The organism is Stenotrophomonas sp. LMG 10879, assembly GCF_002750935.1.
GTDB classification, from domain to species: domain Bacteria; phylum Pseudomonadota; class Gammaproteobacteria; order Xanthomonadales; family Xanthomonadaceae; genus Stenotrophomonas; species Stenotrophomonas lactitubi_B.
Genome location: NZ_PEJT01000001.1, coordinates 459,263 through 479,003, shown reverse-complemented (window position 1 = coordinate 479,003; position 19,741 = coordinate 459,263). Strand labels below are relative to the sequence as shown.

The window sequence follows — 19,741 nt, the reverse complement described above, 5'->3', positions numbered from 1 at the left end:
GCAATGAGAACCAGCAAGCGCGAGCGCATCCTCGACGCCGCCGTCAGCGTGATCAACCGCGACGGCGTGCGTGCGGTCACCTTTGAATCGGTGGCGGCCGAGGCGCAGTTGACCCGTGGCGGCCTGCTGTACCACTTCCCGTCGCGCGAGGCGTTGCTGCGCGGCATCGACGAGCACCTGGTGCAGAGCTGGGAAGCATCGATGGAGGCACTGCTGGGCAAGTCGGCCGGCGAGGCCACTGCGCTGGAGCGCTACCAGACGTTCGTGCGGGTTTCGGCGCAGAGTGCCACCCGTGCCGAGCTGATGTTCATGCTGGACTCGGTGGACCCTGAGTTCCCCAGCGACCGGCCGTGGGCGCCGGTAGTGCAGCGCTGGGCACCTTCTCCACCGGCCGCCGGCAGCGACGACCCTGCGGCGCTGGACAATTTCGTGGCGCGGCTGGCTGCCGACGGCCTGTGGATCTACGAGGCGATGTACGAAGGCCAGCTGGACGAGAAGGTGCGCGCACAGTTGACCGAGCGGATCGGCGGGTTGCTCTCTCCTGGGCAGTCCCCTAAGGACTAGCCGCGGGCTACAGCGTCGCCAGCCACGCGCGGGGCGAGAGCCCCAGGCGCTTGCGGAACGCCTTGGACAATGACGCGGTATCGGCAAAGCCGACCTCGGTCGCCACCTGCTTGGCCGCTGCCCCCGCGCGCAGCTGGGTGCAGGCCAGGCTAAGGCGCCAGTCCAGCAGGTAGCTGGCCGGTGTGGTCTGCATCACGTCCTTGAACACCGCCGCGAACGCGCTGCGCGACAGGCCGGCGATGGCCGCCATCTTCGGCAGGGTCCAGGCCTGCTGCGGCGACTGGTGCAGGGCCACCAGCGTGCGTGCCAGGCGCGCATCGGACAGCCCGCGCATCAACCCGTGGCTTACCCCCGCCGCATCGGGATGATCGATCACCCAGCGCAGTACCTGGATCAGGGCAACCTCGAACAGCCGGTTGGTGAGCAGGCGCGACCCGCAGCGCTGGCGGTCGGCTTCCGTGAACAGCAGGTGCAGGGTGCCGTCCAGTTCACCGATGGCCGACAGCGGCACCACCATCACCGGCGGCAGCGACTGGACGACCGGATTGCGTGCACCGCCGTCGAAATCGAGCGTGGCGCAGGTGAAATCAGGACCGTCCAGCGGCGCGTTGAGGAACACATGCCGCAGGGGCCGCGGGTACAGCAGCAAGCTGGGCGCGGTGACCTTCAACTGGCGCGTGATGCAGTCCGCGTCCGGGTGATGCACCTCCATCTCGCCCTTGCGCAGGATGTGCAGGAAGGCACGCCCCGGCTGCGGTTCGAACACGTGCCGTCCGCACAACGGGCCGGAATGGAACAGCGCTGCCTGTACCCGGAACCGTTCGAGCAGGGTCGACAGCCGGTCGGGCACGTCGTCGGATGGCCGGGCCGGAGGCGGGAGGGTGGTCATGGATGAATGGACAACATGTCTGGAGATAAATGCTCTATTCGTCCGGAGAGTCTACCTACGATGCGCCCATCGTCCAATCCCGGGCGCTATCGCAAGGAGTACTCCCATGTCCCGCATTCCCCTGATCGATCCGACCTCGACCACGCCCGAACGCCAGGCCCTGCTGGGCCAGGTCCACGCCGCCTTCGGCGCGACACCGGCGATGTTCCGTGCCGTAGCCAACTCGCCCGCCGCGCTGCAGAGCATGTGGGGCGCATTTGGCGCGCTCGGTGGCGGCCGTCTGTCGCCGCTGCTGGGTGAACAGATCGCGGTGGCCATCGCCAACCGCAATGCGTGCGAATACTGCCTGGCCGCGCACACGGCGCTGGGGCGCAAGGCCGGCGCCAGTGGCGAACAGATGGCCGCTGCGCAGATCGGCCAGTCCAGCGATCCGGCCACCGCCGCTGCCCTGGACTTCGCGCTGAAGGTGGTCGAGCAGCGTGCGCAGATTGCCGACGCTGACGTGCAGGCGCTGCGCGCGGCTGGTTTCGATGACGAGCAGATTGTGGAGATCCTGGCCCACGTAGCGCTCAATCTGTTCACCAACTACGTCAACGTGGCCTTTGACGTGCCGGTGGACTTCCCGAAGGTGGCGCTGCGCTGAGGCCGCCGCGTCAGGCAGGCGGATGGCCGTGCAGGCCATCCCCCTGCAGTTGCTCCGGGTGCGTATACACGTTGAAGCCCCCTTCGCGGGCGAACCCTACCAGGCACAGACCGGCACTGCGGGCCAGGTCGATGGCCAGCGCGGTGGGGGCCGAAACGGCAACCAGTACGCTGGCACCGGCGCGCGCTGCCTTGCTGACCATTTCGTAGCTGGCACGGCTGGACACCACCAGCAGGCCACCATCGATGCTGTGCTCGTTGTGGTGCAGCGCACCGATCAGCTTGTCCAGCGCGTTGTGACGGCCCACGTCTTCGCGCACCCAGCCGATGCGGCCACTGGCATCGGCCCAGGCCGCTGCATGGGTCGAACCACTGGCAGCATTCATCGGTTGCTGCGCGGCCAGCCCGGCCAGTGCCCGCTGCAGTGCAGCCGTCTGATACGTGCGGCGGTCCTTCACCGGCGGCAGCGGACGCAGCACGTCTTCCAGCTGACGCGCGCCGCACAACCCGCAACCGCCGCGACCAGGCAGCAGGCGCCCGTTGTCCAGATCCAGTGCGGCGCCAGGGGCGTCGGCGGACACGGTCATCTTCAGCTCGATGCCTTCCAGTTGTGGCTGCACCTCGGCGGACAGCAGCTGATCGGGCCGCTCGATCAATCCTTCGCTGAGCGAGAAACCCAAGGCGAAATCCTCCAGGTCGCACGGCGTGGCCATCATCACCGCGAAGGCGGCACCGTTGTAGCGCATCACCACCGGCACTTCTTCGGCGATCACGTCGACCTGATGCTCCTGCCCCGTGCTGCGCCAGCGCTGCAACGTGCGCAGTGCCGTACCGGCGGGCGGAGGGGAGGGCTGCGTCGATCCGGGCATGCGGCACATCCTGGGCAAAGCAGAAGGGCAGGCTACGCCTGCAGAATAGCGCAGCCCTCCAGTGAAGACGCGGCGGTAACCGTTGCCATGGCAGCCTGCTGTACCACGGCTGGGCTATGGCGCCGCGGTTGCCGGCGTGCTTGACTGGCCACGGCAGCCGGGCGCGGGCCCGGCACTGCAGGCAGGCACTCCACCAACGCAGGTTCCCGACCATGTCCGAACAGAAGCCGCCGCGTTACAAGCCCTACAACCAACCGGCAGGCGGCTGGGGGGCCGCCGGTGCGACCGCCAAGGTGCTGCTGCAGCAGAGCGTGATCAGCAAAGGATCGAAGGCATTGCTGGCGATGAACCAGCCGGGTGGCTTCAAGTGCCCCAGTTGCGCATTCCCCGATGCCGACCACCGCAAGAAGCTGGAATTCTGCGAGAACGGTGCCAAGGCCCTGGCCTGGGAAGCGACCCAGCACCGGGTGACCCGGGAGCTGTTCGCCCAGCACACCGTCACCGAGCTGATGGCGCAGACCGATTACTGGTTGGAGCTGCAGGGCCGGCTGACCGAGCCGATGCGCTACGACGCTGCCACCGACCACTACGTGCCCTGCGAATGGGACGAGGCGTTCGCGCTGATCGGCCGCCATCTGCAGGCGCTGGACCACCCCGACCAGGCCGAGTTCTACACCTCCGGCCGCACGCCCAACGAGGCGGCGTTCCTGTATTCGATCTTCGTGCGCGAGTTCGGCACCAACAACTTCCCGGACTGCTCGAACATGTGCCACGAGCCGACCAGCCGGGGCCTGCCGCCGGTGATCGGCGTGGGCAAGGGCACCATCGTGCTGGACGACTTCGAACACGCCGAGGCGATCTTCGTGATGGGCCAGAACACCGGCACCAACTCGCCGCGGATGATGAGCAACCTGGTGGAAGCACGCAAACGCGGCGTGCCGATCGTGGCGGTCAACCCGATGCCCGAGCGTGCGCTGATCCGCTTCACCGAACCGCAGGACGTGGTGCAGATGGCCACGTTCGGTTCCACCGAGATCACCAGCGAGTTCGTGCACGTGCGCATCGGCGGCGACCTGGCGCTGATCAAGGGCATGATGAAGGTGATGTTCGAGCGCGAAGCGCAGGGCGAGCAGGTGCTGGATCATGCCTTCCTGGCCGAGCATACCGTTGGCCTGGAGGCACTACGCGAAGACGTGCTGGCGCAGGACTGGGATGAGATCGTGCGGGTGTCGGGCATCGCGCAGGAGCAGATACGGCGCTGCGCGGAGATCTACATCCGTTCGCGCGCGACGGTCATCTGCTATGGAATGGGCCTGACCCAGCACCAGCAGGGTTCGCGGCTGCTGCAGCAGGTGGCCAACCTGCTGTTGCTGCGCGGCAACTTCGGCAAGCCGGGCGCGGGCATCGGCCCGATCCGCGGGCATTCCAACGTGCAGGGCGACCGCACGGTCGGCATCGATGAAAAGCCCACGGCGCGCTACCTGGATCGCGTGCAGCAGGTGTTCGGTTTCGATCCGCCACGCGAACACGGCCACCACGTGGTCGAGTCGATCGCGGCGATGCTGGATGGCAGCGCCAAGGTGTTCATCGGCATGGGCGGCAATTTCATCCATGCCGTGCCCGATACCGAACGCGCCTACGAAGCCATGCGCAAGCTGGAACTGACCGTGGGCATCGCCACCAAGCTCAACCGAGGTCATCTTGTGCATGGCCGCGACGCGCTGATTCTTCCGGTGGTGGCGCGCTCGGAGTGGATCCGCACGCCACTGGGGGAACAGTTCGTCACCATCGAAGATGCGATGTCCAACGTGACCGCGTCGCGCGGCGTGCTGGAGCCGGCCAGCGAGCACGTGCTGCCGGAAGTCGAGATCGTCTGCCGCATGGCGATGGCGGCGTTGCCGGACAGCAAGGTGGACTGGGCCGCGTACATGCATGATTACGGTCCGATCCGAGACCTGATTGCCGCCGTCTACCCGGACATCTACGCAGGCTTCAACGAACGCATCCAGGCACTGCACGGTTTCCACCTGGACATTCCACCGCGCCGGCGCGTGTGGCCGACGCCGAACGGAAAGGCCAACATCCTGGTCATGCCGGGCCTGGAAGTGAACACGGTGGTCGATGACCCGGAGATGCTGCGACTGGCCACGGTGCGTTCGCACGACCAGTACAACACCACCATCTACAGCTACAACGACCGCTACCGGGGCGTGTACAACGACCGCATGGTGGTATTCATGAACATTGAGGACCGTCTGGCACGCGGGCTCGGCAAGGAAGCCCTGGTGAGCCTGGAAACGATCAGCGACGATGGCGTGACGCGGCGCATCGACGGCCTGACCGTGCTTGACTATCCGATGCCGCGCGGTGCACTGGCGGGCTACTACCCTGAGCTCAATCCGCTGCTGCCGCTGGACCACTACGATCGGATCAGCGGTACGCCGGCGGCGAAATCCATCCCGGTACGGATGCGCGCGCAGGTCGAGGTGCCCGCGTGAGACGCCGCACCTAAGGTTCCTCGTTGTCGCTCAGCACGATGCTGCCATCCAGCAGTACCGGCACCATCTGGGTCCAGCCCTTGGCGTTGTAGTCGAGGCTGACCAGGTACACCCAGCCTCGCGCTGCGTCTTCGGCAGGCGGCGCCGCGCCGGCGGTGAAGCGCTGCAGGCTGACCTCGGAGACCACGAAGTCGTCGCCCGGATAACGCAGGCGTGCGTGGGCCAGCGCTGCCGCCGTGGCTTGATGCACCGACAGCGGCGGCTCGGCGCGTGCCGGGTCGAAGGCGGGCAGTGTATGCAACCGCGTCGCGCTCACCTGCCAGCGCTCATGGGTGTCGTCAGTATCGCCGCTGGACAGCACGGTCCATTGCCGTTCGCCTGCCATGACCGGCAGGCTCAGCAACGCGGACAGCAGGAGGGCAGCAGAGGCGCAGCGGGCAGGCATGGAGAAGCTCCAATGAACGTCATCCATGATGACACCAGTCAGCGGCGACGGGTGCCTCGTGCGTCGGCTATCATCAAGCCGTGGATATATCCGGCCTGCTGCTGCGACTGATGCTGCTCCTGACCCTGGTGCTGAATGCACCGGCGCTGGCGCTTGCCTCGGGCGGCATCAACGGCCAGGCCAGCGAGGGTCATTGCAGTGCACCCCACGAGAGCGTTGACACTGTGATTTCTGCAGCGCCCGCCTGCTGCGATGACCAGGGCGCAGGCGCGTGCATCAGCGAGGGTTGTGAGTGTGTGCCGGCCAGTGTGGCCATGCTGCCGACAGCGGGAGGCCTTGCTGCATGGCCGCTGCGTGCAGTGCCCGGCGAGGCGCTGCGACCCGGTCATCCCGCGCCTGCGCTGCCGCAGCTGATCCGTCCGCCTATCGCCTGATCGCGCGCAGGCAGTGCATGCCTGCCGTCCTGCAGTATCCCCCTCATCAACCTGACCCACGCGCATCGGTCGTGTGGGTGGCAGGCGCTCGCGCCTGCGATTGCAAAGGACAACCTGACACATGAACCGCACGCTTTCCCTGAGCCTGTTGCTTACCACCGTTCTGCTGGGCAGCGCCTGCGCGCGCGCCTCCGAAGAGGTCGTGTCCTCGCCCGCCACGGCAACCGCAGCCGCAACCGCAACCGCAACCGCCTCGGCAGCGGCGGTGACGGCAGAGGCGACGATCGATCCCGAATTGCCGCTGGCGATCGTGCACAAGACGGCCAGTTGTGGTTGCTGTGGCGTGTGGGCCGACCACCTCAAGGCTGCCGGCTTCCCGGTTGAGATACGCGACACCGATGATATGCATCCGGTCAAGCAGCGCCTCGGCGTACCGGCCGGCAAGGCGTCCTGCCATACCGCCGAGATCGGTGGCTACGTGGTGGAAGGCCATATTCCGGTCGAGGACATCAAGCGGCTGCTGAAGGAACGGCCGACGGCGCGCGGGCTGGTGCTGCCCGGCATGCCGGCCGGCTCGCCGGGCATGGAAATGCCGGATGGCTACGTGCAGCCGTACACCGTCGAGCTGGTGCTGGCTGATGGCAGCACCGAGCCCTTCGCCCAGCACGGCCAGGGAGGCTGAGATTCAGTGGCAGTGCCGGTCGGTCTGACCGGCACCCTTCCACGCGGCCCGTGTAGAGCCGAGCCCACGCTCGGCTGCTTTCTGCCCGCAAGCCGAGCATCGGCTCGGCTCTACGGAATCAGCGGGCCCCGGCCGTTTGGCCAGCTGCGTGTCGAGCGCCCATTCGGCTGCATCCACGTAGTCCTTCTTCGGCGCGCCGTGTGTAGAGCCGAGCCCACGCTCGGCTGCTTTCGGCCGGCGAGCCGAGCATCGGCTCGGCTCTACAGGATCAGCGGGCCCCGGCCGTTTGGCCAGCTGCGTGTCGAGCGCCCATTCGGCTGCATCCACGTAGTCCTTCTTCGGCGCGCCGTGTGTAGAGCCGAGCCCACGCTCGGCTGCTTTCGGCCGGCGAGCCGAGCATCGGCTCGGCTCTACAGGATCAGCGGGCCCCGGCCGTTTGGCCAGCTGCGTGTCGAGCGCCCATTCGGCTGCATCCACGTAGTCCTTCTTCGGCGCGCCGTGTGTAGAGCCGAGCCCACGCTCGGCTGCTTTCGGCCGGCGAGCCGAGCATCGGCTCGGCTCTACAGGATCAGCGGGCCCCGGCCGCTTCCTTGGCCAGCTGCGCGTCGAACTTCTTCTCGGCCTCATCCGCATAGGCCTTGCAGCTCAGGGCCTTGGCACCGGCCTTGGCGCCAGCGCTGTAGTTCCAGTTGCTGGCACCAGGATGCGGGGTCAGCAGGATATCGCAGGGCAGGGCGCGCACCGTGGCAAAGCTGCGGCGGTAGTCGTCGATCAGGTGCGGGTAGCGCGGGTTGTCCTGCAGTTGATAGCCCGGTGCGCTCAGGCTGTCAGCGTAGGCGATGCGCACAGGCGTGCCATCGCGGGTGTCGGTCCAGGTCCAGGCGGTACTGCCCGGCGTATGTCCCGGCATGAAGTGGGCGGTGAAGTCGATGCCGCCCACCGTGACCACTTCGCCATCCATGATGATGCAGTCGGCGTTGGCCGGCGGATAGGTGATGCCGTCGCCGAAGTGCAGGTCGTGGCTGCCTCCGCGCGCCAGCAGCACCGCCGATTCGGCATTGGCCACGATCTGCGCGCCGGTACTGCGCTTGAGCGCTGCAACCGGGCCGGCGTGGTCGGCGTGGGCATGGCTGAGCAGGATCAGGCGCAGATCCTGAGGCGCAACACCGCGCGCTTTCATGTTGCGCAGCAGGTGGTCGGCCATCTGCGGCATGCCGCCATCGAGCAGCACCGCGCCCTGCGGCGTCTGCACCAGCAGCGCGGTCAGGTCTTCGGTGCCGATCTGCCAGGTGTGGTCGGCAATCTGCAGCGGCGCCATCGGCTGCAGCCAGGACGCATCCACGGTGTAGGCACGCAGCTGCGGCAGCTGCGGTTCGGCGGCATAAGCCGCAGCGGGAAGCAGGGCAGCGAGGGAGATGGCGAGGGTCTGCAGGCGCATGGGAGGACACCGATGAAAGAGGCCCAGAAACTAGCATGGGCCTCCTTCGTCGCGTCACGCATAGATTTCATGGCACCCATAAGGGCGCCATGGGCCCGTGCGGCAACGCCAGTGCAGCGTCATCCAGTGTGGCCCTGGTGACGGACAACGGCATTGTTCGCCGCTTCGGGAAAGTGAATCCACGATCACCCTCTGCCGCGCACACTCGGCCGCAGATAGGCTGCAGGGCAGCCATCGGGGAGAGTGACCATGCACGTGCTTCTGGTGATCGTCGGCGGGTTCCTGCTGCTGGGCGTCTTCGCCCTGTTCGGCAGGCTCTGGAGCACCGGCAGCTCGCAGCTGCCCACGGCGCTGTTGGCCTTCATCGGCACGTGGCTGCTGGTGTCGGTGGCCAATCTGTGGGTGGGGGTCAGCCGGGCGGGCTATACAGTGCGCGAGGAGTTGCCGATCCTGCTGCTGGTGTTTGCCGTTCCGGCGCTGGTGGCCGGTGTCATTTTCTGGCGGCTGGGCCGCTGAAGCGAGGATCCGCGATGCCGGCAACACCCCGTCTTCCTGCCCTGCGTCGCCGCGACGGCCATCATGCGCGGGTGACCTACGAAGAACTGTTCTTCGATCTGGTCTACGTGTTCGCCGTCACCCAGCTCAGCCACCACCTGCTGCACCACCTTGGCCTGCTGGGCGTGCTGCAGACCCTGGTGCTGTGGTTTGCGGTCTGGCTCGGCTGGCAGTACGCGTGCTGGGTCAGCAACTGGTTCGACCCGGAGGCGCCACGCATCCGCGGCCTGTTGTTCGTGACGATGCTGCTGGCGTTGCTGATGTCTTCGTCCATCCCCGAAGCCTTTGCCGGACGCGCATGGATCTTCGCCGGCGCGTACGCCACGATGCAGGTGGGGCGGACACTGTTCGTCCTGCTGGAAGTAGGGCGCGCGCATCCGCTGGCCGCCAATTTCAGGCGCATGCTGGCCTGGGTCAGCGTGTCGGCCTGCTTCTGGCTGGCCGGTGCGGCGGTCGAAGGCAATGCGCGGTTGGCGCTGTGGGCGCTGGCCGTCGCCTGCGAATACATCTCGCCGATGTTCGGCTTCGCGTTTCCTGGCCTCGGCCGTTCGCGGACCCGCGAGTGGACCATTGAAGGCGGGCATCTGGCCGAGCGCTGCCAGCTGTTCGTGATCGTCGCACTGGGTGAGACGCTGCTGGCAACCGGCGGCGTGCTGAGCGAAGTGGAGCACTGGAGTGGCGCGGTGGTTTCGGCGGTGCTGGCGACCTTCGCCGGTACGATCGCGATGTGGTGGCTGTACTTCGGCATCTCCAGCCGCGACGCCACCGACACCATCACCCGTTCCGACGACCCGGGTCGCATCGGCGCCTATTTCCACTACGTGCACGCGCTGCTGATCGCCGGCATCATCGCCACCGCCGTCGGCAATGACCTGGTGATGGACGAACCGGAAGCGGTGGTGACCCTGCCGTATGCCGCGATGCTGGCGGCGGGACCATTGATCTACCTGCTGGGCAGCGCGCTGTACAAGCGTGCGGTCTACGGCCACGTGCCGCGCTCGCATCTGCTGGGGGCGGCGGCGCTGGTGGTGCTCGGCTTCGTGCTGCCATGGATGCACCTGCTGGCCGCAGGGTGGCTGACCAGCATCGTGCTGCTGGTGGTGGGGCTGGCCGATACACGGTTGAAGCAGCGGCGCCTGCTGCGGGACTGACCGCCCTCCACGAGGGTGCCAGGCAGATCGCGACGGAGCGAACTCAGCCCTGTCCTATGGGGAGGGGGGCAGGGCGCCGATAGCCTCGTGATTCCATCACCGGCCCTTCCACGAGAGCGCCACCCCGGCGTTGTGCGCCGGGGGCGCCTCCTGCTCCCATGCCCTGGTTTCCCTCCCTTCCACCCCTGTTGCGCGGACGCGGCTCCTTTGACGACGAGGACTGTGACGTCAGTGCACTGCGCCGCTACCAGCACCGGGTGCTGCTGTGGGGCGGCTGCCTGCTCAGCCTCGCCATCGTTGCCGGGGCGGTCGCGCTGGTGCTGCTGCATGCCAGCGGCTTCCAGACACGTCGTCTGGAAGGACTGCAGCGCACCCATGCCGCGGTCGAGGCGCATCTGGTGGCGGCAGATGCGGCACACCAGCGCATGTTGAACATGGCCGAATATGCCTGGCGGCATCGCCCGGACAGCGATGCCGCGACCCGCCTGGCGGAGCGCGAGCGCTACCTGTCTGGTGGCCAGCGGATGATCGTCAGCGCAGGGCCCGAAAGCGCTCCGCAGATGGTGCTGGGGGTCGGTACCGACACCTGGCCGCTGGCCCGCCTGGACCGCTATCTCACGTTGGCCCATTCGCTGTCGGTGATCCGCAGGCTGAGTACGCCCCAGGGGGAACCGGATACGGCCGCCAGTGGCTTCTTCTTCGATCCCAGCCACCAGTTCCTGGTGCTGGGAGACGGACTGACCGAACAGCGCCTGCTGGCTGCCACCGGCGCCGGCCACCGCGCTGGTCTGTTCCAGCAGCTGCAACGGCTGTCGGCGCCCTCCGCAACTGCTGCGCCCGGCGCGGACAGCGCCATGCAGATCGCATTGGTGCGCCATCCCGTGAGCGCCGCCGCTTCGATCGCGGTACGGCTTTCGGCACACGACAAGGGCGGCGCGATCGGTACATTCGTGACCCTGGAACCGACAGACCGGCTCGCGCGGGTGATGGCGGTTGCAGATCGTGGCACGTCATTCGTGGTGACCGCTGACGGCCGGGTGGTTGCCGGTACCGCGGATGTCACCGGATTGCCGATGCGCAGCACAATGCGGGCGCTGCGCGCTGGCAGGCAAGGCGACGGCTCCGTGGTGGCGTTCCGGCAAGGGCTCCGCTTCTACCAGGCGCTGCGTGTGGCCGGCACCGACTGGCTGCTGGTGAATACCTATTGCGTGGGCGACATTGCCCATGATGGCAGGCGCCTGTACGTTGTGGCCGCCGTGCTCGGAGGCGGACTGCTGCTGGGCCTGTGGACGCTGCTTGCCTGGTTGCACTGGCGCGTGTTCGGCCCGGCGCTGGCGCGTGCAGCACGCGTCTACCAGGGCGAGCAGCTCAGCCGCTCCCTCATCCAGCTGTCGCCGGTGGGCCTGTGCCTGATCGATCGCGGCGAGGCCCGCCCCGTCCTGCAGAACGAGCTGATGCGCCACTATGCGGCGGCCGCCGAGCGCAGCGGGGTGCCGCTGTATCTGCAGCTGGTGCAGCTGGCATCCGAACACGAGTCCGGGGCCGGTGTGTTCCAGGCGCCGGTGGAGTTCGAGCTGCCTGTTCCCGCCAACGACAAATCTCCCGCCCGGCAACTGCTGGTCGGTGCGGTGGGTGCCACCTACCAGGGGCGCAGCGTGCTGCTGTGCGCACTGCGCGATCTCAGCGCGCGCGTGGAGCTCGAACAGCAGCAGGCGCAGGCACGCCAGGCCGCTGAAGCGGCGAGCCGCGCCAAGGGCATCTTCCTGGCGACCATGAGCCACGAAATCCGCACACCGTTGCACGGCATCCTTGGCCACCTCGAACTGCTTGGCCGGTCCTCGCTCGATGAGGACCAACAGGCCCGACTGCGCCGCATCAACCAATCGGCCGACTCGCTGCTGCAGATCATCAACGACGTGCTGGACTTTTCCCGTGCCGAAGCGGGGCAGCTGGAGCTGCAGGCCGAGACGTTCGAGCCGATCGCGCTGCTGGAGCGGGTTGCCGTGCTGTTCTCGCCGCTGGCAGAGGCCAAGGGACTGGTGATGGACCTGTCGGTGGATGCGGCAGTGCCTGCGCAGGTGGAAGGCCCGCAGGCGCGGATCGAGCAGGTACTGCGCAACTTGGTCAGCAATGCGGTGAAGTTCACCCTTTCCGGGCGCATCGCGCTGCGGGCGCGGGTGGAAGCGCAGGGCGAGACCCTGATGCTGCAGATGGAGGTGGCTGACTCCGGCATCGGCCTGAGTCCGTCGCAGCTGGAACGGCTGTTCCAGCCTTATGTGCAGGCCGACGCGAGCATCATCACCCGCTTCGGCGGGTCCGGGCTGGGGCTGTCGTTGTGCCGGGAGCTGTGCCTGCGGATGGGCGGGGAGATCCAGGCGCGCAGTACGCCCGCCGTGGGCAGTGTGTTTACCTTCGCGGTGCCGGTGGGGCGCGTGGCTGGCGCGTCGCCTCGGCCACTGGCAGGACGCAGCGTGGTGCTTGCCTCGGCGGCGGCCGGCTGGAGCGATGAACTGAGCCGGCGTTTGCAGGCGTGGGGCGCCCATGTGCAGGTGATTGATGATCCTGCTCTGCTGGCCCAGCACGATGTCGATGCGGCCACGCCGCTGGTCCTGTTCGAGCGCGGGCCGGCGCGGGAACTGCCGGTTCTTGGCGAGGACGGGCGGTGCGTGGTGCGGGTCAGTGCCGATGGCCCCCTGCGTGCGCAGCGGCGTGGCTCCACCTGGCGGGTATCCTGCTATTCCGGCGAGTCGCTGCTGCAGGCGTTGCTGGCGCCGGCCCGACCGGGGCAGCGACCGCTGGCGGTCGGGCAGGGCTTGGACTAGATTCATCGCGGGCGCCAGCGCACGACATCATTCAAGGGGAATCACCATGCATCCGGCCGCGCCTGCAGCGCCCATCAACCAGATAGATGCCCTGCGCAGGCTGCAGCGACGCCTGCTGTTCGGTGGTGGCGGACTGATCAGCATCCTGATCGTGCTGACGGCCGTCGCCAGCCTCGTCGGTGGTATCGGCGAGTTCCATTCGCGCGAGCGTCAGACCTTCCAGGAGGCGCAGTCGGCGCTGGACTATTTCCTGTCCCAGCGCGACCGCGCCTATGCGAGCAGCATCAATGCCAACGACGCATTGTGGACTGACCAGCAGGCCGAGCTGCGACGACTGGGTGCCCCTCTGCTGAGTGATTTCCTGTCGCAGGGTCAGCAGGGGGTGGTGCGGGCGGAAGGGCGCGCATCGGTGCCCTGGCTGGTGCTGGGCAATCCCGCGCAGCCGATGCCGCAGGACGAGCTCGAAGCCTACCTGGGCATGCTGCACGAATACTCGGCATACACGGCTGCGACCATCACTGCCCTGCAGACACAGGGGCCGATCACCATGTACGCGTATGAGCCGAAGGGACGGCTGCTGGCCGTCGCCGGCGTGATCGACGAGGCCCAGCTGCTGCAGACGCTGAAGGTGCCGACCCGTGCCCAGGCCTTCGAAAGACTGATGCAGATGGAAGCGGCTGTGGGCGATCGGGTTCCCGCGCCCGGTCCAGTGGCAGGTGCAGCGCAGGGGCGCCGCCTGGTGTCGTTCCTGGGTGACAACCCGCTCAACGGCCAACCTGCGTTGGTCGGCGTGATGACGATGGCGCGTGCGGACGTGCCGTACTTCCGTCGCGTGGTGTTCGAATCCATCGACAATCTCAAGGGTCGACTGGAAGCAACCGATCCCGGCAGTTACCTGGTGACCACCGGCGACGGGCGTGTGGTGCTGGCGGGCGGGGCGCTCGCGCGATCACCCGCTGCGTTGGCCGCGACGCTGGCAGATGCGCGATCAGCCGCGGGGCAGCGCCAGTACCACGATGGCCGGTTCCTGGTCAGCGGCGCGCTGCGCGGGGTGGATTGGCGCCTGACCCACCTGTACGGCTGGGCAGACCTGTGGCGCGCGCAGCATGCGGCGATCCTGCTGCGGGTGTTCACCGCACTGCTGATCCTGGCAGCACTGTGGATGCTGCTGTGGCGGATGGACCGTCGCGTCTTCGCACCGGCGCTGGCCGATGCCTCGCGGGTGTATGAGAGCGAGGCGCTGAGCCAGGCCATCATCGGTACCGCGCCGGTAGGCCTGGCGCTGCTGCGCCGACGCGACGGTGCGGCACTGCTGCAGAACCAGGTGGCGCGCGAACTGGTTGGCGAATCCGGTCAGGACCACGCCGTGCCGGAACTCTATGCGCAGCTGATCGCCCATGCACGTGGCCTGCCAGCCCGTGGCGGTGAATTCAACTGGGCGCTGGGCGCCGGCACCGACGACGCCCGTCAGTTGCAGGTCGCCCTGGCGGCAGCCAATTACCACGACCAGCCGGTCTGGGTGTGTGCGATGCGCGACGCCACCGCGCAGGTGGAACTCCAGCATACGCTGCAACAGGCGCGGCAGGACTCGGAGCGTGCGCGCGAAGCGGCCGAGGCTGCCAGTCGTGCCAAGACCGCGTTCGTGGCGACGATGAGCCATGAAATCCGCACGCCGCTGAATGGCGTGCTGGGGCATCTCGAACTCCTGGCGCGTTCGTCGTTGCAGCCGGACCAGCATGAGCGCCTGCAGCGGATTCGATTGTCGGCCGATTCGCTGATGGCGATCATCAGCGACGTGCTGGATTTCTCCAAGATCGAAGCAGGGCAGCTGGACATCGATCCACTGCCGTTCGCGCTGCGTCCGCTGATCGAACAGGCCGCGCTGCTGTACGCCCCAGAAGCGCAGCGCAAGGACGTGAAGCTGTATTTCACCATCGATCCAGCGCTGGATGAGGTCTTCATCGGCGACGTCCATCGTATCCGCCAGATCCTCAACAACCTGCTGAGCAACGCGGTGAAGTTCACTGCCTCCGGTCGCATCACCCTGCGCGCCGAGGCGGGTGCCGGAACAGGCGAGCAGCGGCAGCTGCGCCTGCAGGTGGTCGATTCGGGCATTGGACTTTCCGAGGAACAGGTGGCCACGCTGTTCCGACCCTTCCAGCAGGGCGATGCCAGCGTCTCGCGGCGCTACGGCGGCAGCGGGCTGGGCCTGGCGTTGTGCCAGCAGCTGGCGCAGTTGCTGGGGGGCCGTATCCAGGTGCAGAGCACGCTGGGCGTAGGCAGCGTGTTCACCCTCGACGTCCCCGTTCAGCGCTCAGCGGTTGCGACAGCGCCGGACCAGCCCTTGTCCGCTCGCCGCATTGCGCTGCTGTCGTCGGCGCAGGAGTGGCGGCAGGAGATCGGGCAGCTGCTGCACCGCTGGGGCGCCGATGTAACGGTGATCGAGCGACCCACCGACGGCGCCCCCGGAGCCACGCTGCTGATCTTCGGCGAGCGCCGCGCCTGGACCGATGACGAAGAGCTGGCGGTGCTGCCCAGCTATGCCAGGATCGTGCGGGCCTATCCCAGAGGGCCGCTGTCGCCGGAGCAGCGCGATGATGCAGTGCACGTCTCGTGCTATGCCAGCCCGGCACTGCTGCAGGCGCTGCGCGGGGAGTGGATGCCTGTGCCGCGGGTGCCCGCCGCTGCGCCGCAGGCCGGAGTACGCCGCACGCGTGGCCGTGTCCTGCTGGTGGAGGACAACCCGGTCAATCGCGAGCTGATCCAGCAGCAGCTGGAGGAACTGGACTGCCAGGTCGATGCGGTGGAGAACGGACAGGTGGCGTTGACCGGCTGGCAATCGGGGGCGTGGGATATCGTGATGACCGACATCAACATGCCGGTGCTTGATGGCTACCAGCTTGCACGGGCGCTGCGCGGTCGCGGCGAAACGCTGCCGATCCTCGCCGTGACTGCCACCGCGTTGGCAAGCGAACGCGAACGCTGCCGTGCGGCGGGCATCGACGACCTGCTGCTCAAGCCGCTGGACCTGGCCCGGCTGCTGGCGATGCTGGACCGCTACCTGCAGGCGCTGCCGCCGCCACCACGCTCGCTTTCGCCGGCAGGCAAGGACAAGCCGCACAAGCTGCGCGCATTGTTCGTGGAAAGCAGTGCCCGCGATCTGGACAGGATGCACGCCGCAGGCGAGAGCGGCGACGACGAGGCGCTGCTGGAGCAGCTGCATGCGCTGAAGGGCGTGCTGCTGATGATGGGTGAGAAACCGCTTGGCACGCGTTTTGGCGATGCCGAACGGTTGCTGCGCGAAGGGCAATCGCTGCCGGAGGACGAACGCGTTGCTCTGCTGTCCGATCTGCGCGATCTGATCGACGCCTATCGCGATGGCCTGCGGGACGACGTGTGAGCAGGCTGCGGCTACTCCGTATCCGGCCTGGGGGTGCGCAGCCCCAGTTCGCTGGCGAACTTGAACAGGTCGGCATCCTTGTCGATACCGAGCTTGGCCATTCCGGCGGTCTTCTGGGTACTGATCGTCTGTTTGCGGCGGTCCAGCCGGGTTGCGATTTCATTGACGCTCAGCCCCGAGACGAACAGCACCAGCACCTCGTGCTCGCGGGGCGACAGCGCCGCGATGGCGCGCGGCGCCCCGCGTGCAGGCAGCAGCTGGGTGATCGACGGCGACAGGTAGCGACGGTTGGCCCATGCTGCGGCGATCGCCGCCGGCACGTGGCTGGTGTCATCGGCCTTGCTCAGGATGTGGTCGATGCCGCTGGCGTGCAGCGCCTGGATCATCGCCGGCTGGTCGAGCCCGGTCATCACGATCAGGCGCAGGTCGGGAAAGTGCTTGCGCAGATGGTCGAGCAGCTGCAGCCCGTCACCGAAGGCGCCGCCGGGCATTGCGTAGTCGGTCACCACGACATCGCAGGCAGTCTGCTGCAGCAGCGCGACCAGGGCCGAGGAATCGCCTACCGCGCCGATGCAGGACAGGGTGGGGATCTCGTCGATGGCAGCTTCGATACCCATGCGGATGACCGGATGGTCGTCGGCGATGGCGACGCGGATGATCGGATGGGACATGGAGGGTCTCTGTTGATTAAACAGACAGAAATTGCCGTAATTGGCGCGGACCACTATAAGGCAGCCGACCGTCCCCGGGCAGGTCGTGCGGTTCACCATCAGGAGAGGAAGCGAGCATGCCGTTGAACATCGTCGTGGCCGATGACCATCCGGTCCTGCTGGCCGGCATGGAGCACCTGCTGGAGGCCGAGCCGGACCTGGCCATCGCCGGACTGGTACGCGACTCCACCGAACTGGTCGATCTGCTCAGCCGCACACCGGTTGATGTGGCGGTCTGCGATTTCTCGATGCCCAACGGCCGCTATGGGGATGGGGTTACCCTGCTGCGGTTCCTGCAGCGTCGCTTTCCGGCGCTGCACCTGGTGGTGCTGACCGGCATGGAAAGTCCCATGGTCCTGCGCTCGATCCAGCGGGCCGGGGTGTCATGCATCGTCAGCAAGAGCGATCCGCTGGAGCAGCTGGTTCCCGCCGTGCATGCCGCCAGCCGCCGGCAGGCCTTCATTTCAGCGGAGATCGCGCGGCTGATCGTCGAGGACGACCCGCACGACGATGTGCAGGAGGTCGAGGCCCTGTCGAAGCGCGAATCAGAAGTGCTGCGGATGTTCGCCGAGGGGCTGAGCGTGATGCAGATCGCCGAGCGCGTTGGCCGCAGCCGCAAGACCATCAGCACGCAGAAGATCGCCGCGATGCGCAAGCTTGGGTTGCAGCGCGATGCGGAGATCTTCGAGTACGCACTGACGCACGGCCTTGTGCAGGCGTCACAGAACGCACGCGCGGGTGCCGGTGGCGAAGGATCTGCCGACTGATTGAGGACGGGTCCGATGGACCCGCCGCTGTCCATGCCTAGGCTCGGAGAGGTATCCCTTGCTGCGGTGATGATGTGTCCGTTCGAGACGACCCCCGTTTGACTGCCCTGCTGTTGCACTTCACCCGGCTGCCCGCAGCCGCGCAGGCGCACTTCCTCGAACTGCTGAATCACTACCTGTTCGCCTCGCCGAGGCGCCGCAGCCAGCTGCGCCGTCATTGGCACCTGCATGCGCCCGCCGACGACGAGCGTGATGATGCGTGATCGGCGGGCAAACCGCGTTCAGCGATCACAGCCGAAATCTCGGCCGGGTCCGATGGAGGCAATCGCCTTCACTTCCTAGCATTCCTCCCGTAGGCCAATGAACCGGTCTGCCGGGAAGGACGCTTCTCCCCAGGTGTCCCGCCCGTTCCCGGCCCCGCCGTCCTCCCCGGCGGCGGGGCCTTTTCACCGCCTCGCGCGGATCACACCTGTGAAGAAGAATCCAACACCATGAAGCTCCTCCCGATTGCTTCCGCTGCAACCCTGCTGCTGGCCGCTGCGGCCGCCAATGCCCAGTCCTACGGCTCGGGCATCATCGAATTCACCGGTGAAGTGACCGACCTGACCTGCACGATCTCCGGCGGTGCAGGCGCCATCGGCACCACCAACATCACCGTGCCGATGGACCCGGTCCAGGCCAACCAGCTGGCAGCGGCCGGTGACGTCGCGGGCCTGCATCCGTTCCAGCTGGTCATCGGCGGCCCGGGCCAGGGCACCTGCCAGAACGGCAAGATCGCCGAACTGTACTTCGACCCGACCGCTGGCCAGGTGGACGCGGGCAACGGCAACCTGCGCAACCAGGAAGCCAATGCACCGGCCGTCAACACCCAGATCCAGGTGCTGTACAAGAACGCCGTGGTCGATCTGCGTGACCCGGCCTTCAAGACCGATCCGGTGACCATCGCCAACAACACCGCCGTGATCGACATGGCCAGCCAGTACGTCGCCGTCAACGGCGCTGCTGCGCCCGGCTTCGTGCAGTCGTACGTCAACTACAAGGTTGTCTACAACTGATGCCGCGCAGGGCCGTCGGCACTTGCCGGCGGCCCTGTGGCCGGCCTCATCGATGAGGTGATCCATGCTTTCCTTCAACCGCACGCTCTGTGCCGGCGTTCTCGCCCTTGGCACACTGTTCGCCCAGGCTGCCGACGCATCGGTGGTGATCGGTGGCACCCGCGTGGTCTATCCCGCGCAGGACAAGGAAGTCACGCTCAAATTCATGAACGAAGGCGAGCGCGCCGCGCTGGTCCAGGTGTGGCTGGATGATGGTGATGACCAGTCCACGCCGGACAGCGCCAAGGCGCCGTTCGCGGTCGCGCCGCCGGTGTTCCGCCTGGACCCGAAGAAGCAGCAGACGGCCCGCATCCTGTTCACCGGTGCCACGCTGCCTGCCGATCGTGAAACGCTGTACTGGCTGAACATGCTCGAGATCCCGCCGAAGACCGGTGGCAGCACGGCCAACATCCTGCAGTTCGCCTTCCGTACCCGCATCAAGGTCTTCTACCGCCCGCCGAACCTGGCCGGCGAGCCGGTGCTGGCGCATCAGAAGGTGCGCTGGTCGCTGCACTCCGCGTCCTCCGGACTGGTGCTGCGTGCGGACAACCCGACGCCTTACCACGTCAACTTCGCCAGCGTCGGCCTGTGGGCCAATGGCAAGGAACAAGGCATGCAGGGGGGCGGCATGGTCGCACCGTTCGCACAGGCCGAGTTCGCGCTGGAAGGGCTCACCGCTCCTCCGCAGGGCGAGCTGAAGGGCGCGATCACCGTCATCAACGATTTCGGCGCCCTGGTGCCGACCCAGGTCGCCTTGCAGCCCTGAGTACAGCGCGCACCG

Annotated in this window: 18 protein-coding genes; 13 read left to right on the top strand and 5 right to left on the bottom strand. The window is 67.3% G+C overall.

Annotated elements, in window-relative coordinates; genetic code table 11:
• The first annotated feature begins 3 nt into the window (after window positions 1-3).
• The gene (locus CR919_RS02005) at window positions 4-564 is read left to right on the top strand and encodes a TetR/AcrR family transcriptional regulator (RefSeq protein ID WP_099818601.1); all 561 of its coding nucleotides are present in this window, start codon (window positions 4-6) and stop codon (window positions 562-564) included.
• A 7-nt stretch (window positions 565-571) separates the two neighbouring features.
• On the opposite strand, the gene CR919_RS02000 is transcribed toward CR919_RS02005, so the two are convergent.
• The gene (locus CR919_RS02000; protein WP_099818600.1) at window positions 572-1,453 is read right to left on the bottom strand and encodes an AraC family transcriptional regulator; all 882 of its coding nucleotides are present in this window, start codon (window positions 1,451-1,453) and stop codon (window positions 572-574) included.
• 106 nt (window positions 1,454-1,559) lie between these two features.
• Here CR919_RS02000 and CR919_RS01995 point away from each other — a divergent pair, with 106 nt between their 5' ends.
• Window positions 1,560-2,096 (top strand): peroxidase-related enzyme, encoded by a 537-nt coding sequence (locus CR919_RS01995; protein ID WP_099818599.1) that lies wholly within the window; start codon window positions 1,560-1,562, stop codon window positions 2,094-2,096.
• 10 nt (window positions 2,097-2,106) lie between these two features.
• Here CR919_RS01995 and fdhD read toward each other — a convergent pair whose 3' ends face one another.
• Window positions 2,107-2,964: a formate dehydrogenase accessory sulfurtransferase FdhD gene (gene fdhD / locus CR919_RS01990; RefSeq protein ID WP_099818598.1), complete on the bottom strand. Its 858-nt coding sequence runs from the start codon at window positions 2,962-2,964 to the stop codon at window positions 2,107-2,109.
• 212 nt (window positions 2,965-3,176) lie between these two features.
• On the opposite strand from fdhD, the gene CR919_RS01985 reads away from it, so the two are divergent.
• On the top strand, window positions 3,177-5,462 hold the full coding sequence (locus tag CR919_RS01985) for an FdhF/YdeP family oxidoreductase (protein ID WP_099818597.1): 2,286 nt from the start codon (window positions 3,177-3,179) through the stop codon (window positions 5,460-5,462).
• 10 nt (window positions 5,463-5,472) lie between these two features.
• Here CR919_RS01985 and CR919_RS01980 read toward each other — a convergent pair whose 3' ends face one another.
• The gene (locus CR919_RS01980; RefSeq protein WP_099818595.1) at window positions 5,473-5,907 is read right to left on the bottom strand and encodes a hypothetical protein; all 435 of its coding nucleotides are present in this window, start codon (window positions 5,905-5,907) and stop codon (window positions 5,473-5,475) included.
• 80 nt (window positions 5,908-5,987) lie between these two features.
• Here CR919_RS01980 and CR919_RS01975 point away from each other — a divergent pair, with 80 nt between their 5' ends.
• Window positions 5,988-6,341 carry a CopL family metal-binding regulatory protein gene (locus CR919_RS01975; RefSeq protein ID WP_099818594.1) on the top strand — a complete coding sequence of 118 codons (354 nt, stop codon included), beginning with the start codon at window positions 5,988-5,990 and terminating at the stop codon, window positions 6,339-6,341.
• 121 nt (window positions 6,342-6,462) lie between these two features.
• A complete protein-coding gene (locus CR919_RS01970; RefSeq protein WP_099818593.1) occupies window positions 6,463-7,023 on the top strand; it encodes a DUF411 domain-containing protein in 561 nt (186 codons plus the stop codon).
• A 568-nt stretch (window positions 7,024-7,591) separates the two neighbouring features.
• Here the strand turns inward: CR919_RS01970 and blaL1 are convergent.
• Window positions 7,592-8,461 (bottom strand): L1 family subclass B3 metallo-beta-lactamase, encoded by an 870-nt coding sequence (blaL1, locus tag CR919_RS01965; RefSeq protein ID WP_099818591.1) that lies wholly within the window; start codon window positions 8,459-8,461, stop codon window positions 7,592-7,594.
• A 249-nt stretch (window positions 8,462-8,710) separates the two neighbouring features.
• On the opposite strand from blaL1, the gene CR919_RS01960 reads away from it, so the two are divergent.
• The 4 genes from CR919_RS01960 to CR919_RS01945 all read left to right on the top strand — a co-directional run bounded on the left by CR919_RS01960 (window position 8,711) and on the right by CR919_RS01945 (window position 16,389).
• The gene (locus tag CR919_RS01960) at window positions 8,711-8,977 is read left to right on the top strand and encodes a hypothetical protein (protein WP_099818590.1); all 267 of its coding nucleotides are present in this window, start codon (window positions 8,711-8,713) and stop codon (window positions 8,975-8,977) included.
• 14 nt (window positions 8,978-8,991) lie between these two features.
• Window positions 8,992-10,167, top strand: coding sequence for a low temperature requirement protein A (locus CR919_RS01955; protein ID WP_099818589.1), 1,176 nt, complete (start codon window positions 8,992-8,994; stop codon window positions 10,165-10,167).
• Between the two features lie 158 nt (window positions 10,168-10,325).
• Entirely contained in the window at window positions 10,326-12,989 is a 2,664-nt protein-coding gene (locus CR919_RS01950) for an ATP-binding protein (RefSeq protein WP_099818587.1), read from the top strand.
• Window positions 12,990-13,035: 46 nt separating this feature from the next.
• Window positions 13,036-16,389 (top strand): hybrid sensor histidine kinase/response regulator, encoded by a 3,354-nt coding sequence (locus tag CR919_RS01945; protein ID WP_099818586.1) that lies wholly within the window; start codon window positions 13,036-13,038, stop codon window positions 16,387-16,389.
• A gap of 11 nt (window positions 16,390-16,400) precedes the next feature.
• Here CR919_RS01945 and CR919_RS01940 read toward each other — a convergent pair whose 3' ends face one another.
• Window positions 16,401-17,060, bottom strand: coding sequence for a response regulator transcription factor (locus CR919_RS01940; protein WP_099818584.1), 660 nt, complete (start codon window positions 17,058-17,060; stop codon window positions 16,401-16,403).
• A gap of 116 nt (window positions 17,061-17,176) precedes the next feature.
• Here CR919_RS01940 and CR919_RS01935 point away from each other — a divergent pair, with 116 nt between their 5' ends.
• The 4 genes from CR919_RS01935 (at window position 17,177) to CR919_RS01925 (ending at window position 19,726) form a co-directional block, all read left to right on the top strand.
• Window positions 17,177-17,866, top strand: a complete 690-nt coding sequence (locus tag CR919_RS01935; protein ID WP_099818583.1) for a response regulator transcription factor — start codon at window positions 17,177-17,179, stop codon at window positions 17,864-17,866.
• A gap of 98 nt (window positions 17,867-17,964) precedes the next feature.
• The gene (locus CR919_RS21155; RefSeq protein WP_165787230.1) at window positions 17,965-18,129 is read left to right on the top strand and encodes a hypothetical protein; all 165 of its coding nucleotides are present in this window, start codon (window positions 17,965-17,967) and stop codon (window positions 18,127-18,129) included.
• A 228-nt stretch (window positions 18,130-18,357) separates the two neighbouring features.
• Complete coding sequence (locus tag CR919_RS01930; protein ID WP_099818582.1) at window positions 18,358-18,921, top strand: fimbrial protein; 564 nt, start codon at window positions 18,358-18,360, stop codon at window positions 18,919-18,921.
• Between the two features lie 64 nt (window positions 18,922-18,985).
• On the top strand, window positions 18,986-19,726 hold the full coding sequence (locus CR919_RS01925; RefSeq protein WP_099818581.1) for a fimbria/pilus periplasmic chaperone: 741 nt from the start codon (window positions 18,986-18,988) through the stop codon (window positions 19,724-19,726).
• The last annotated feature ends 15 nt before the right edge of the window (window positions 19,727-19,741 follow it).